Source organism: Streptococcus sp. WM07 (assembly GCF_004570525.1).
GTDB lineage: Bacteria > Bacillota > Bacilli > Lactobacillales > Streptococcaceae > Streptococcus.
Window position 1 is genome coordinate 1 of the sequence record NZ_SPPZ01000328.1, and the last position, 290, is coordinate 290.

1 pseudogene is annotated in these 290 nt (G+C 34.5%); it reads left to right on the plus strand.

Annotated elements, in window-relative coordinates:
• Positions 1 to 290, plus strand: a pseudogene (locus tag E4T71_RS09440) (IS630 transposase-related protein); the annotation flags it as partial.

The window sequence follows — 290 nt, forward strand, 5'->3', positions numbered from 1 at the left end:
AAACTAAAAGCCTATCTTGAAGCTCATCCTGATGCCTATTTGACTGAAATAGCTTCTGAATTTGATTGTCATCCAACAGCTATTCATTACGCTCTTAAAGCTATGGGATATACTCGAAAAAAAAGAGCTGCACTTACTATGAACAAGACCCTGAAAAAGTAGCACTGTTCCTTAAAGAATTTACTAATTTAAAACATCTGACTCCTGTTTATATTGATGAGACAGGATTTGAAACATATTTTTATCGAGAATATGGTCGTTCCATGAAAGGTCAGTTGATAGAAGGTAAG